Annotated in this window: 15 protein-coding genes; 5 read left to right on the plus strand and 10 right to left on the minus strand. The window is 63.5% G+C overall.

The genetic code is table 11. The features are described 5' to 3' along the window. Positions 1-26 precede the first annotated feature (26 nt). Complete coding sequence (locus AAIO73_RS17660; protein ID WP_345879802.1) at positions 27-212, minus strand: hypothetical protein; 186 nt, start codon at positions 210-212, stop codon at positions 27-29. 267 nt (positions 213-479) lie between these two features. Here AAIO73_RS17660 and AAIO73_RS17665 point away from each other — a divergent pair, with 267 nt between their 5' ends. Further along, positions 480-980 carry a Ros/MucR family transcriptional regulator gene (locus AAIO73_RS17665; protein WP_345879804.1) on the plus strand — a complete coding sequence of 167 codons (501 nt, stop codon included), beginning with the start codon at positions 480-482 and terminating at the stop codon, positions 978-980. Between the two features lie 33 nt (positions 981-1,013). Here the strand turns inward: AAIO73_RS17665 and AAIO73_RS17670 are convergent, their stop codons facing one another. The 6 genes from AAIO73_RS17670 to AAIO73_RS17695 all read right to left on the minus strand — a co-directional run bounded on the left by AAIO73_RS17670 (position 1,014) and on the right by AAIO73_RS17695 (position 6,199). Next, a complete protein-coding gene (locus AAIO73_RS17670; RefSeq protein WP_345879805.1) occupies positions 1,014-1,526 on the minus strand; it encodes an SGNH/GDSL hydrolase family protein in 513 nt (170 codons plus the stop codon). After that, the gene (locus AAIO73_RS17675; protein ID WP_345879807.1) at positions 1,523-2,032 is read right to left on the minus strand and encodes a hypothetical protein; all 510 of its coding nucleotides are present in this window, start codon (positions 2,030-2,032) and stop codon (positions 1,523-1,525) included. The genes AAIO73_RS17670 and AAIO73_RS17675 overlap by 4 nt, the downstream gene beginning before the upstream one ends. Further along, a complete protein-coding gene (locus AAIO73_RS17680; protein WP_345879809.1) occupies positions 2,029-3,006 on the minus strand; it encodes a hypothetical protein in 978 nt (325 codons plus the stop codon). The genes AAIO73_RS17675 and AAIO73_RS17680 overlap by 4 nt, the downstream gene beginning before the upstream one ends. A gap of 207 nt (positions 3,007-3,213) precedes the next feature. After that, positions 3,214-3,456, minus strand: a complete 243-nt coding sequence (locus tag AAIO73_RS17685) for a hypothetical protein (RefSeq protein WP_174195131.1) — start codon at positions 3,454-3,456, stop codon at positions 3,214-3,216. Further along, the gene (locus AAIO73_RS17690; protein WP_345879811.1) at positions 3,453-5,297 is read right to left on the minus strand and encodes a hypothetical protein; all 1,845 of its coding nucleotides are present in this window, start codon (positions 5,295-5,297) and stop codon (positions 3,453-3,455) included. The genes AAIO73_RS17685 and AAIO73_RS17690 overlap by 4 nt, the downstream gene beginning before the upstream one ends. Positions 5,298-5,359: 62 nt before the next feature. Next, positions 5,360-6,199 (minus strand): DUF7146 domain-containing protein, encoded by an 840-nt coding sequence (locus AAIO73_RS17695; protein WP_116462936.1) that lies wholly within the window; start codon positions 6,197-6,199, stop codon positions 5,360-5,362. A gap of 151 nt (positions 6,200-6,350) precedes the next feature. Between AAIO73_RS17695 and parA the strand changes: the two genes are divergently transcribed. The 3 genes from parA to AAIO73_RS17710 all read left to right on the plus strand — a co-directional run bounded on the left by parA (position 6,351) and on the right by AAIO73_RS17710 (position 8,848). Continuing rightward, positions 6,351-6,980 carry a ParA family partition ATPase gene (gene parA / locus AAIO73_RS17700; RefSeq protein WP_056433696.1) on the plus strand — a complete coding sequence of 210 codons (630 nt, stop codon included), beginning with the start codon at positions 6,351-6,353 and terminating at the stop codon, positions 6,978-6,980. Then, positions 6,977-7,228 (plus strand): plasmid partition protein ParG, encoded by a 252-nt coding sequence (locus tag AAIO73_RS17705; RefSeq protein WP_056433695.1) that lies wholly within the window; start codon positions 6,977-6,979, stop codon positions 7,226-7,228. Before parA ends, AAIO73_RS17705 begins: the two co-directional genes overlap by 4 nt. Before the next feature lie 702 nt (positions 7,229-7,930). Next, positions 7,931-8,848: a lytic transglycosylase domain-containing protein gene (locus tag AAIO73_RS17710; protein WP_066689898.1), complete on the plus strand. Its 918-nt coding sequence runs from the start codon at positions 7,931-7,933 to the stop codon at positions 8,846-8,848. Here AAIO73_RS17710 and AAIO73_RS17715 read toward each other — a convergent pair. The 3 genes from AAIO73_RS17715 to AAIO73_RS17725 form a co-directional block, all read right to left on the minus strand. Then, complete coding sequence (locus AAIO73_RS17715; protein WP_526023824.1) at positions 8,815-9,099, minus strand: hypothetical protein; 285 nt, start codon at positions 9,097-9,099, stop codon at positions 8,815-8,817. The genes AAIO73_RS17710 and AAIO73_RS17715 overlap by 34 nt on opposite strands. A 350-nt stretch (positions 9,100-9,449) precedes the next feature. Further along, complete coding sequence (gene repC / locus AAIO73_RS17720) at positions 9,450-10,691, minus strand: plasmid replication protein RepC (protein ID WP_066689897.1); 1,242 nt, start codon at positions 10,689-10,691, stop codon at positions 9,450-9,452. Between the two features lie 484 nt (positions 10,692-11,175). Then, positions 11,176-12,114, minus strand: a complete 939-nt coding sequence (locus tag AAIO73_RS17725; RefSeq protein WP_286165232.1) for a replication initiator protein A — start codon at positions 12,112-12,114, stop codon at positions 11,176-11,178. 331 nt (positions 12,115-12,445) lie between these two features. Between AAIO73_RS17725 and AAIO73_RS17730 the strand changes: the two genes are divergently transcribed. Further along, positions 12,446-13,879, plus strand: coding sequence for a transposase (locus AAIO73_RS17730; protein ID WP_226341918.1), 1,434 nt, complete (start codon positions 12,446-12,448; stop codon positions 13,877-13,879). Positions 13,880-13,894: the final 15 nt, after the last annotated feature.

A 13,894-nucleotide genomic window follows, 5' to 3' on the forward strand; every position in this document is an offset into this window, starting at 1 on the left:
CATCCGCGCGAGGACCCTAGCCTGGGTCAGATTTCAGTCGGCGACCGGGTCAGTTTTGCATCGGCGCTAACACAGGCGAGCAGAGACACCAACATCCCAACAATACCGATCCCGCCGGTGATCATCGCCGGTTCCTGCCGGTATATCCCAGCGGACCAAGCCCCTAAACTGAAGGTGACAACGACCAGGGATACAGAGAATATGTTGTCCATCGCTTGAACTCCGCAGGACGAGGTCAATGTAGCTATCGCCGTTGTATAGGATATAGTGTCGGCCCCATACTGTTAACCTTGCATACTAATGCAGCTTTTTGCGGCTGTGATCGGCGGTTACGAGCGAAGCCGGCGCATCGGCCGTCTACTGTTCCGGACCTGATCATCCGTTAGACCGTTGCCGCTGGAAGCACCGTCGATGTTCGGTATAACCGGGCTTCGACGCTACCGGGGTAGCTCCGCTTAACTGGATTGGACGAGGATCGAATGAGCGATCAGAACAACGTCGTCGAGCTCGCGACCGAGCTGACGATCGCCTGGCTGTCCAACCCGAACACGCGGGCCGACCAGAGCCAGGTGCCTGCGTTCCTCCAGTCGATGCACGAGGCGGTGACCGCGCTCGGAAGCCCGGCCAGCGAGCCGACAGAGCCGGCGGAGGTGTTCACGCCTGCGGTTTCCGTCAGGAAGTCTCTTGCCCGACCCGACGCCATCATCAGCCTGATCGATGGCAAGCCTTATAAGTCGCTGCGGCGGCACCTGTCCGGTCATGGCCTGACCCCGGATCAGTATCGTCAGCGATACGGTCTCAAGGCCGACTACCCGATGGTCGCACCCGAATACAGCGAGGCGCGGCGGTCGATGGCCAAGAAGATCGGTCTCGGCCGGAAGCCGAAGGACGCGCCGGCTGCACCGGCGCCTGCGGAGGCGGAGCAGCCCGCGCCTAAGCGTGGTCGCCGCAAAGCCGCTGCCAGCGAGAAGGCGGATTGAGCCTGACCGCAGCGCCGCGCGGTCTATCCCTCGCTACTGCATCTGCAGGACGACTGCCCGTCTGACAGGGACACTGGAGGCCTCTGGCGGCCATGCTCCCGGAGGTTCGGCGGAAACATTCTTCCGGATTTCGGAAAGAAGTTTCCATCCGAGCAGACCTGCGATCGGCCAGTAGCTGGTCGGATGCACCCCGTCCCGTGTGGGTAGCTGGGCGAGCGGGATGACCTTGTCCCCGAAGCGAAGCGCCACTCTCGTCACGATCAGAGCTGCAGTGCGGTTGTAGGGCGCGAGCCACGTCACGCGCGGCGCCCGGGTTCGCGCGCGCAAGGCGACCAATTGGCGTTCCAGGCGTGGATCTCCGACATCGTTCGAGCCCAACGCGATCAGGGCGACGGCGGGGGTAATGCGGCCTTGCCATGCCTCCAGCACTCCGCTCGAGCGCGCGCCGACGTGCGCGTGTATCTCGCATCGGATACCTTCGCGCGCGAGCGCTCCCGCGGTGCCGACGCCGGTGCTGTCGCCAAGGATGAGGCAGAAGGGGATCACATCCGCCCTGCCGCGATCTTCGGAGATGTCGTCCCCGGGCGCGGGCTTTCTGCCATCTCGTCGTACGCGAGCAGCCCGATGATCGCGACGGCCACGCCGGCAATGCCGAAGAGGCCACGTGCAAGGCCGATCGCGCGCGCCGCCTTTCCACGGCGTAGCGTTCGCCAGCCCCGATCGATCGACGTCCGCCACGACAACCAACCGTCCGCGATGTCGCAGGCCCCGAACATGGCGATCGGGATGGCGATCGCCGGGATGATGTGTCGCGTCTCGACGGGGTTGAAGGCGACCATGACCAACGTGATCAGGAGGACAACGAACGCGGCAGCGTAGATCACGGTGTAGACAGGCCGGAGGCGAAAGATGCGCGAGCTAGGCTGAGCCAGGTAGCGCACGATCGGCCGTCTGCATGTATCGCAGGCTAGGACCGCCTGCCCGAGCGGCCAGCGTCGCATCGTCGCATCGCAGTACGGGCAGGTCGGCCGGGGCAGGCTAATCATGTTCATGGCAGCTGCGCCAACTGCACAGCGTTCGGGAGGGCGGCGCGGATCTCGGTCGCGATCTCCGGCGGGCACACCCAGTTCGCGAACATCGGGTTCCACACCGCCCTGCCCTTGCAAAGCGCGGTTAGCGCCTCCCGGCCTATGTGATCGTCCTTGGCCGCCTGGAACGCGATGCGACCATCTGGCAGCGTGCGTTCCATGATGCCGGCGCAGACCTCGATCTGCGCTCCTGCCTTTCGAGGTTTTGGCGAGGGGGGCACCGCATCGGCGATCACCGGCGCGGGTCGCGGTGTCGCGGGTTGGCTGGTCGCGATTACTGGCTCTGGCGCGGGCTCCTCAGACGCGTCGACGATCGGCTCTGGCTCCGGATCGTCAGCTTGGCTGGTGTCCGGCTCGGCCGTCGTTCCGTCAGGGCCAGGATGGATCCCGAGCCGCACGTAGATGTCTTCCTCTTCGACGTGGTCTGCGATCAGCTGGTCGGCGATCGCCAGCATCTGCAGGCCGCTTACGCCTGTCGAGAAAAGACGCGACAAGGGGCTCGTTCCCCCAAACGGCATCCATCCCGCGACGAGGTTGTCGCATTTGTAGATCGGTTCGTCGTTGCCGACCTTTGAGCGGTCAATGTTGTTCGTAGCTGGCACGGATACGAACACGCCGATGCGCTCGAACGCCTTGCTGTGGCCCTTACGCTTCAGCCACGCGGCGAGGATGTCTCTCTGGCGCCGTACCTGCCGTCCAGCCGACAGCCCAGGCGAGAGTGAACATGCCCGTGATGGCCGACAGGACGCCCAACAGGCGCCTTCGGCGCTGACGGAGGCTGATGGACCGGAAAACTGGGAGCCGCGCTCCTGCCCCGCCTGCAGCAGGGTTGCAGACGGCGATGTTACTGCGTCGATCGCGTCCACTGGCGCCGTGGCGAGCCGCACCGTGCGTCTGGTCGGCTCCGCGCGCATGTAGTCGCGATCACCGGGTCCCATCTGCCTACTCCGTCACCGTGACGGGGGTGCCGGTCGCGGCCGGTTGCAGCTCTTTAAGTCCTGCGATCCCGAGCGTTACGGCGCCAGACAAGCCCAGCATTAGCAAGAGTGCATGGATGATCCTACAGGTCCAACTCAGCATCGTGCGGAGCCGGTGGGGCGTTGCCGACGATGATTGGAGATCGTCGCGGATGAGCCGTTCGGACATCATGCGGCCACGCCCACCGCTCGACGGGGCGCGCGCAGCGCCCGTGTCAGCGGCGCAAGCACTGCGTAGGTCAGCGCAAAAACGCTAGCCATCGCCAGGGTCTCAGCGCCCCATTCCAGCGCGTGGTCGTGCTTGGCGAGGCGGCTGCACTCGGCAAGCGTGTGCGTGTTGAGGTCGCACGGGTGCCAATGCTTGATAGCGAGCACCTGCTCGAGGGTAGGTCGTGCGGTGGGCATAGTCATAGCTCCAGTCCGATGTCTTTTTCGGGGAAAGGCAGCTCGATCGCGGGCGGCTCGACGCCGATGCGGAGCGACGCGGCCGACAGAGTGGGATCGTTCTTGAAGTCAGGAGCGGTGGTGGTGCTGCTCATCGCCGGCGAGGCGACCGAGCCCTCTTTCTCGCCGCCCAATTTTTCGGGGCCGCGATCGAGTTCGGGCGGCAGCGAGGGATTGAACGATCCCGACGAATCCATGCCGGTCTGGCTCCCCGTCGCACTCGGCGACGCGCCATTATCCGAGATGGAGCCTCGCCCTGGATCGATCGACAACTCGCCGGTGGTCTCGAGTGCGGAGGTCTTGTTACCCTCGTTGCGCTCGATCGCCTGGGTCAGCTTCTCGCGATTGTCGGTGAACAGCTGGATGTCGTCACGGACGCGTGTGACGGTCACGTTGAAGAGCCGCTGATTGGAGAGGTTGGACTCCTTGTGGCTCATCACCGCGATCGCGTTGTCGGCGGTGATGCCTTGAGCGGCGTGCATGTTGAGCGCGTAGGCGAGGCTGATGCGCTCCATCATCGGGTCGCCGGCTTTCAGTTCATGGATACGGCCGTCGCTTGCCTCCACCTTGAGCTGCGGCTGACCGTCGTCGTCGATCAACGGGCGCGAGCGCACCTCGCCAGTGTCGTCGCGGTAGTCCCGCATCTGCTGGACGGGAAACGCACGCGTCAGATAGTCGATAACCGCTTCGCGCGGTGACAAGTCGATATCGAGTTCGGCGCGCTCGTCGGGAGTGAGCTCACCCAGGCGACGGTTGAGGATCGGCGCCCGGAAGATGCGCGGCGCGGCAGCCGGGCGCGACTTCATCGCTCGCAGGAGCGACACCGCCCCTCCCCGCTTGACCGCCGAGGATGCGTTGTCCTCCTGCAGGGCAGCGCGATCGGGAATGACAAGCAGGTCGACCAGTTCAGCCACGTTCCGACGAGCGATCGTGACCCCTGCGATGTCGCCCACGATCTTGTCGATCACGTAGATCCGAACCGCGACGCCGGTGCCGTGCTTTCCGTAGCCGTTCGTGAGGCGGATGGAGGTGCGAAGGGCCGTTCCCGCAAGTGTCGTCGTCCAGATATCGGCCATCCGTGCGGAATGGGCGAACCAGTCCGGCATGATGGCAACGAGGCGCCCGCCTGGCCGCAACCGCTTCAGCGCGGCTTGAAGATGGCGGACCGCGGCGAGCGCGTCGGCACCGCGACCGACCGAACGCGAAAATGGCGGATTCATGAGGATGAGGCTGGGGCGCTGCAAAGCTGTGAGCGTACTGCCGATCGTTGCCCCGTCATGACCGAAGACGACGGCATGGGGAAATGTGGCGGAGAGCCGCGCCCGCCGCGCCGGATCGATCTCGTTGAGCTGCAGGGCGGCGATCGTCGACAGTTGAGCGACAAGCAGTCCGTTTCCGGCGCTGGGCTCGAGCACGACATCCGTCGGTCGTGCAGCCGCGAGCAGGACGGCCACGGCTGCGATGTCGACAGGTGTCGAGAACTGCTGCCAGTCGATCTGTTCCTCGCTGCGCACCGTTTGCGTCGGCAGGCGATCGAGCAAGCCGAGGGCGAGTGGGAGGTCGGCCGCGGTCTGGAGCGGCTGCGAACCGCTCACCAGATGGAGCGCCAGCGCATGCTCGAGCACCTCGAAGCTCTCGCGCTGCGTCCAGCGCCCCTCTGCGTCCGAACCACCGAAGGCGTGGACCATCGCCTCGTTGAGGTCGCGTCGGCTGAGCTTCGTCTGTCCGCCGAGTAGCGGCAAAAGCATGCGGGCAGCGTCGGTGCAGGCGGTTGCGCGGTCATGCTTGGGATCGAACAGGTCGGTCATGGGGTGGGTCTCCAGAACTGTCTGCGTGCTGCAGCTCAGTTCCCCCGCTCCCCCTCCCCTTCTCAGCTCCTCGGCCTAAGCACGTCGGCCCAGTCGCCGTACTGTTCCGGCGGTGGCATGCGGGCGAGCGCAAGCCCACGCTCCCGATAGGCTCGCCAGGCCTTGCTGCGCGCGCGCCGTCCTTCGGGATCGTTGTCTTCGGCGATAATCAGTCGTGTGACGTTGCTCGGGATCTGGATGCGATCAAGGCGGGCCGCCCCCAACGTCGCCCAGCATGGTATGCAATTGATCTGGGTGAACGCCGCAGCCGTCTCGAAGCCTTCGGCAATGGCGAGGGTCTCCCCCGCCCTGCCCCCCTGCCAGGCACCGGCAGCGGGAGCGCCGAGCATCACCTTGTCCAGGTAACCACCGTTCGTCGTGTCGAGGAAGATACGTTGGATCGCACGGAGGTGGGAGCCCTCTCGGACCGCTACGATGAGCGCCGGCAGGAAGCGCGTGGAAGGCTTTGGACCCCACGGGCAGCGTGGATGAAAGCGGATATCGTCGAGTGGCAGGCGCAGGCCCCGCCCGTCGAGATACTCAGCGGCTGCCGTACCGTCCGCGGGAAGGGCCTCCTCCCAGAGCCGTCCGACGTTGCTCCCGCCAGGGCGGTGCCGGGCGGGCGGTGGCTGATGGCTTCCGGAGGGTCGTAGGCGGGAGATTTCGCGCAGGACGTCCCCCGGATCGCAACCGGCAAAACAATGGACGAGAATGCCGTCGTGCCCCTGGCGCACGGACAGGCTGGGATCGCTGTCCTGGTGTGCTGGGCAGCGGCAGGTAGCGATATAGCCCCGCCAGGTGCCGCCGAGGGCACCCACGATATCGACAACGCGCTGGGTGGGTCTGAGAGCGATCAGGGACATTCCCGTCTCCTTTCACCCCCTCCCGCCCTCTTCCCTCCTACAGAAAAGCACATCGCAGGGTTTGCGAGTAGACGACGAAGCGGCAAGCCGATAAGACGGCTTTACGTTTTGCAGGTTTTACGATTACACGTTTCCACGGAAGGTCCCTCTCATGATCGTTGCGTTGCTCAACCAGAAAGGCGGCGTCGGAAAGACGACCCTGAGCGTGAACCTGGCCTCAAGCCTCGCACGCGACGGCTCGCGCGTGTTGCTGATCGACGCCGACCCCCAGGGCAGTTCGCTCGACTGGGCTGCGGCTCGCGAGGAGCAGCCGATGATCTCGGTGGTCGGCTTCCCTCGACCGACCATCCACAAAGAGTTGGATCAGATCGGCCAGGGCTACGATCATGTCGTCATCGACGGACCGCCTCGTGTGACCGAGCTGGCGCGATCGGCGATCATGGCGGCGGATGTGGTGCTGGTCCCTGTCCAGCCTTCGCCTTACGACATCTGGGCCGCGGACGAGGTGGTCAAGCTTATCGTCGAAGCGTCCGTTTTTAAGGAAAGCCTGAAGGCCACATTTGTGGTAAATCGCAAAGTCGCAAAAACGGCGATTGGGCGCGACGTGGTTGAGGCTTTGGCAGCATATCAGATCCCGACCATGACGGCGCAGATCGTCCAGCGCGTCGTGTTTGCCGAGGCAGCGGCCACTGGGCGCGCTGTTTTCGAGATCGACGGCAAGAGTGCGGCGGCAGCGGAAATCGAGGCCGTACGGGCCGAACTAATGGAGCTTGTGGCATGACCAAGAAAGTGACGATTGGCCGACGCCCAACGGCTGGCGCGCCTCCCGCCGCTGGCGCCGATGCCTGGGTGGGAGCCGGAGCAGAGAAGCTTGCCGAAACGCCCGCCGCGGACGTCAAGATGAAGCGTTTGACGATCGACATACCGGAGAGCCTTCATCGCACGATCAAGTCACAGTGCGCGATGCGGGGAACGAAGATCGCTGACGAGGTCCGAGATCTGTTGGTACAGAAATACGAAACGCCGTAATTCCGCCTTTGCGCGTCGGCGTGTCGCCGTAAAGCCGGCGATGTGTCTTTCTGTATCACCGCTTTTCCGTAAATGCGTTGTCTGAATGGCGTTCTTGGCTATCGCGATCCCCCTTTCCCCCGATCGCGGAATAGCATCCGGTTCGATGAAAGGTTCAAGCGAGTGGCAACAGGGCAGGGGTCCACCTTCTTCGTGCCGGGCGTTCCGGCCAAGGACCAAGAGCAAGCGTATAATGAGCTCGCGCTGGCCTGCGGGTGTGCACCGGCGCCGACAGGCAAACGCATCCGCTCGATCACGTTCCGATCGAACGGGGAGACGTGGACAGCCACGGTTGGCGAAAAGCTAAGCGGCTCGGCGACGAAGAAGAGCCGGGCAGGGGGGCAACGCATCGAACGCACCGTTCCTCTCTCAAACGGCTCGACCGTCCTCGCCATCTTCGCCGGCGTGCCCTTTCGGGTCTGGCATGACGGCGCGTCCAGGGTTTGGTCCAACCCATTCCTCGCTGGCGAGCCTTCCTCCGTCACTATGTTCGCGGACGGCGGAGCATAGCCACTTCGACAGTGATGTCGCCCGCATTTCAGTAGATGCGCTTCGTCGTAAATCTGTTTAAGCGCAAAGTCGGGTTCCCGATGCGCTCTCCTCCCGGGCAGGGTAATTTTTTTCCACGTTGACCATGCCTCCGTCCGATGGCTGTTTCGACAAATGAAGCACCCCGGCGCGCTGAGATTAGTCACAGGATTGGTCGCGGCTTCCGTCGCCCTCGGCCCTGCCGACGCGTCCCAGCGGCAAGCTGAACTGGTCGCATTCCGTGATTTGGCTGACGGTGTGGTGATTGATGTAGGCCGCACGGCGCCGAAGCCACTTCCACCATCAAGCGAGCAGCAGGGCGTTTCGCCGGAAGCCTTACAGGATGACTTCCGGAGCATCGCCCTGGCCGAGCAAGCACATACGACCACGGACGTTCCAAGCCCGCCGATTGCGATTCCGCTTTGGATGCAGACGGGGAGGGTGATGACGGGTGCGGCTCAGGTCGCTCAGAGCGTCGTCGCGCCTTACATGTACAGTCCGGCCGCTTGCTCGATGACGCCTTACCGTCCGCGAGGAGATTTGGCTCCGTGGCAGGAGGCACGCCGAGCGCGTTATTTCCCTCTCATCTCCGCCGTCGCCTGTGAGGCTGGCGTGCCTACCGGGCTACTCGATGCGCTCGTCGCCCAGGAAAGCCGCTACGATCCGCTGATCGTCTCAAACAAGGGCGCGGTAGGCCTGACACAGTTGATGCCCGACACGGCTCGCGGCCTGGGTGTTCTCGACTCCCGAGATCCGCTGGCCAATCTGAGGGGAGGGGCCAGATACCTTCGGTCTCACCTGGACGAGTTCAAGCGCGTCGATCTCGCACTGGCGGCCTACAACGCCGGCCCTGGCAGGGTACGAACCTTGGGAAGGATCCCACCCTTCAGGGAGACGATCGATTACGTTGCGGCGATCACCAAGGGGTGGAGCAGCGGTGCCTATCGAGCCGCATCCGTGCAAACCGCCGCGATGCCGAGTGCGGCAGGCTGGCGGGGCAGGGGGGTCCAGCTGCTGGCTTACACGTCGACGAGCGTGCCGAACCCGAGGTAATGGGCAAAGTAGATCGCGATCCCGAGTATAGCCGGTGCACCCAGGAGGTAGTTGAGCTGCCAACGAACCCACAGCCGCGGCGCGACGAGGACCTTGTCGAGCATGGTCGTGGTAGGGAGCCGGCTATTTCCCGTGCGATAGTCATAGGCGGTCTTGATGACCGCGAAGACGGCGCACATCGCGACCATGACGCCGACGGCGGCATAGAGGGAGAGCCAGGCCTGGAGTGTCGCTTGGGGCATATCGACCACCTAGCAGCAAGATGCTGACGATCGCTTAACCCTCTTGTGGGTGCAAAGTTACCAACCTGGCCGGACGCGTGAGTGCTCTACGTGGCCGACGGGATCGATGCGGGGCTCCCGTTTCAGACGAACTACCAGCGGATCGCCCAGGCGTGAACGTGGCCCATCGTTGTCACCGCAATGGCGACGATTGCCGCCGTACCGCTCGCGGCGTTCGTCCTTCTGGGTCGCCGAGAAGATGCCGAGAAGGACACTGCTTCGAGCTGAATGCGTCTCCGGCCACCTCACAGCCTGCCTGATTGGAAGAAGCAGGCGAGGGGCGGGAGGCCTCTCGTTGCTAGCTTGGCAGGGGTTGGCCATCAATGCGCAGCCATTCGCTCGGTCCTGAAACCCCATAGGCTCTTTTGAAGGTCGAGCTCGCCGCGCTTCGCCCGCGCGACCATCCCAGCGTAATAAGCCCCGGCTGTAAGGCGGATCTCATTGCGCGCCTCTCTCTCCGCGGTGATCATGACCGCGACAGCAGCGCCGTCCCGGCCCAGCGTATCGATTGCATCCACCCACGTTCCGGAACGGATGCCAAGGTCATGCCGCAGCCGCGCCGCGGCGTTATGGACGTCCGGCCACCGCGGTCGGGCCTCCGTCAGATACATCGAGGTTGTCGGGAACATCTCCGCGAGGTCGCAAGGCCGCACCTTGAGGCTGCTCTGAGAAGGGGAGGGGGGCAGCACCGCTTGATCGGGAAGGCTCACCTCCGGGTCAGAACTACATTCTCGCTTAGCATGTACGGTATTTTCAGAGGGAATGGTTTGTATGTGTATGTCGGGTGATACCGATGACCCCGACGGGTTATTTTCCTCTGTAAACATGAAGCGATCGATGGTCTCTCCGACGAGATCCTCAACGCCAGGAAGACGGTCGAGCGCGGCCTGGTAGCCTTCGCGGTCGCCCATAGTCCTGGCCTGCGCCGCAGCAAACGCGATCTCGTCAATCGCGTCCTGGAGTGCCATCCAGTGCGGTCCGGTGAGGCTCAGATCAGCGGCCTGCGCGAGTGCCTGTCCGACGATCCGGCGGACACGCGCGATCTCCTTCTTGCCGCTCTTGAAGAGCGCATAGAGGGCGTTGAGGCGATCGCCGGCTTCCTTCAGCTCGGCATAGCGCAGCCGGATGGGGGAGAGATCGAGGCCGTAGGCTTCGACGATGACGCCGTCACGGTTCCGGAAACCGCTTCGACGTCCCGAGGCGCTATCTCGCGCGAGGATCAAGCCTGCGGCGCGCAGCTCACGCAGCCGCGCCTTGATGCAGGCAACGGTTTTCCTGACCTCGTCCGCAAGATGTTGGTTGCTCGGCCAGACGACGAGCGGGCGGTCGGCGGCCCAGTCGGCCTCCCAGGTGAGCTGGACAAGATCCATTAGCGTCTCGATCGCGCCGTTGCTGACCGCGATCGCGCCTTTCAGCGCCTTCACGACCCTGCGAGCGTCTTGTTTGGATATCTGGACGGCGCTCTCGTCGACGACCTTCATCCTCCGGGTGAGCTCGCGCGTCAGTGCCGTGATCGGCCGCGCCCCGGTCCGGCCGGTGAAAGCCGTTTGCGTATAGTTCATCGTTCGCCCCCTCGGATGGAGGGACCGTCAGCAGGCATAACTCGTGCGTGGCGCGAATCGCGCTCCCTTGAACCAGGTGTCAGGATCGTCTAGATGGGAGGCCTATCGCGGACCGGTCAGCGTTTGGCGACGCTGCCCATCTTACGGTTCCAGGGTGCCCGGCCTTCGTGCCGGGCATTCGTTTATGTGGCCACGGTCATAGCTCCAGAAAATGCGACGGAAGGTCGCCCGAGCACAGTGCCGCAGATGCAAAGGTTAAGAAACCACGAGTATTCGTGGTATCGGCTACGCTCGCCGGAAAAGATTCGTGGTATCGACTACGCCCGCGGCGATAAGTTCGTGGTATCGACTACGCGGCAAGGCAAAGTTCGTGGTATCGGCTACGCCCCAGCGGATGGTAGTTGGCCTCCGACGCGGTCGGCAGTGCTGACAAGGTGGGCCGGGTGGAATGCGTCGCCTCTGCGACTGTCGAGATCAAATCCGATCAGTTCTCGGAAGCAGCTTTCGATCGCTTCATCGGCGCCAGGACAGTCGGAACCTCGCGAATGACAACAACCTCGTCCGAGACCTTGCTGCTTTTTGAGGCGCCTTCGGCCGCCTGGATAGAAAACTCGAAGCCCGGGACTGTGCCGTTTGCAGCCTCGACAACGTAAGGCTTGAAGAGCCGGGTCAGGCTTTGATGGCCGATCTGGTGTTGTAGATCACCCAACCTTATCGACGTCACGCCGGAGAAGCGCAGGAAGCAAGCGACTTCATAGAGCCGACGGTTGATCGGGCTCAGCTGGAAGTAGCTGGGTGCGTATTGCATGACACTTCGATCCTTGAGGATCGCCCGGAACAGCCAATCGCACAGACGAACATTCACGGCCTTGAGCCTGCGCTCGCCGGTTCGCGTCTTGGTATATTGAAGGCGGGCAGTCTCGACCCAGGAGAAGAATCCCGCTTCGCCCTCGCCACCAGTCTCGATGTCAGTCTTGATCTGCGTGCTCTGCAGTCGTTCCAATGCCTCGTACAATCTTGTGTACGCGTTGGATGACGGTGTAGCGCCGGTGACCCGGAAGAAGTCATTGGCAGTGAACTGGAAGTTTTGGCTTACTGGCTCGCCGTTCTCGATCTTCGCAGCCATAAGGCTGGCGATGTAGAGGATAACCTCTTTATCGTAGATGTTGGCGACACCCTTATGGCCAGGCTGCACCTCGATACTGATCTCGCCGGTGCTGTAGGCAAGCGGCTTCATCCATGCCTGCTTCGTAAGGGCGAAGAAGGGGTATGCCATCAGCGATAGCTCGCCATGAACACCACCGCGTAGTGGGCTGTCCATGGAGAAGAGGTCGCCCTGCATCGGAACCACTGCGTCTTTGGCAGTGCCGGCCGGCGCCCGATCTTTCGACAGGCCTGGTTCGGCCGCCTTACTCTTCGGCATGACCAACTCCGTCGTCATCCAGTCGGCTCACGCGCGTCCGAACCGCGGCGACACCATAGGCGTAGGCGATACCACGAGCCGGTCGACCCGTAAGGCCGGTCATGGGGTGAGGCGTAGGCGATACCACGAACTTCAGGCGGGTTTCGGGCGGAAAACGCAGCCTTCCGAGGGGAGGGTGCCTGCCAGTTCGGTCCAACTTCGTACTATCGACTACGCCTACGAGACCCGCACCGGGGTTGGTCGGCTTCGTCGCAAACGACCGGGCCTGTTGAAAAATGCCGGACATGCCGGGTTGCTCCTTCGTTTCACCCCTGCCGAAAGGAGCGTCGCTATGATGGGACCAGCCTGTCGCGGTAAGCGGGAAGGGGCGTCCCGCCGCACCATAGAAGCCATGTTGCCCGCAGACCACCTGCTGCGTCGCGTCGATCGATGTCTCGACATCGGCGAGTTGAGACAGGCACTGGCCGGTCACTACAGCGCAAGGGGACGGCCATCGATCGATCCCGAACTCCTCATCCGCATGGCCTTGGTCGGCCGCATTTACGCGATCACGTCCGAACGGCGCCTGTGTGAGGAGCTGCGCTACAATCTGGCCTATCGCTGGTTCTGCCGTCTCGCGCCGGGAGACAAGGTTCCGCACCACTCGACGTTCAGCAAGAACCGGCACGGTCGTTTCCGCGATGCCGACGTGTTCCGGATCCTGTTCGAAAGCACGGTCCGACGCTGCATCAGTGAAGGACTGATTGGCGGAAAAGACGCCGCGATCGATGCATCGTTCATAGCGGCTGATGCGAGCTGGCAGCGCAAGACCGTTCCTGGCTACCTGCCGTATGTCGCCAACGCGTCGCGCGCGGTTAGGGAGTGGGTGCACGACACTGGAGATGCCGTCTTTGAAATGGCGCGCTCGAAAAGCTGCCAAGGCGTCTCTCGAACGGACCCTGCCGCGGCTTGGTCGGCGCGAACGGTGCGTGGCCGGTTCGGCTACGCCCTGAATGCGCTGGTCGACACCCCGAGTGGCGTCGCTCTCGATGTGAAGGCGACACCGGCTCGGTTCGCGGAGGAAGTTGATGCGGGGCGCGTCATGCTCGAGCGATCGGCCGATCGCTTTGATTATCGTCCCAAGCGGGTTGCGGCCGACAAAGCCTATGGCAGCGCCAACTTCCTCGGCTTCGTAAGGGATCACGGCGCAATCCCGCACATTCCGGTAATCGACCGTACGCAACAGACCAAGGGCAAGCTGCCGCGAACGGCCTTCAGCTATGATCGTGACATTGACAGCTTTACCTGTCCGACCGGAAAGCCGCTCCGACATCATGCCTTCCATCTGCCCACCGGCGTACACCGTTATGCAGCCGATGCGCGTGACTGCGAGGCGTGCGTGCTTCGGAAGAAATGCACGACGGCGCGGCGTCGTACCCTGGTTCGGCTGGACGATGAGGACGTCCGCGATCTTGCCAGAGCCGAAGTGGAAACCGGGCTCTACAAGCGGTCTATGCGGTTGCGGCGCGGGGTTGAACGGTTCTTCGCTGACGCCAAGGGTAAGCATGGCATGAGGCGGCTTCACCTGCGCGGTATCCGCGGAGCGGAAGAAGAGTTCCTGATCGGCGCGGCGGTGATGAATCTGATGGTCCTGGCGCGACCCCAGCGGCTGACGGGCAAGCCGCGCCGGGGAGTATGCGTCCCCGCAGCGCTGACGCCGGCTGCGATCTCGGCCCGGTCGATTGAACACGACGTGATCGCCTCGCCTGCTCGACGATATGCCTGATCGCTGAGGCGCGGC

Origin of the sequence: Sphingomonas epibiotica, assembly GCF_039615155.1 — a bacterium.
In the GTDB taxonomy this organism is placed as follows: domain Bacteria; phylum Pseudomonadota; class Alphaproteobacteria; order Sphingomonadales; family Sphingomonadaceae; genus Sphingomonas.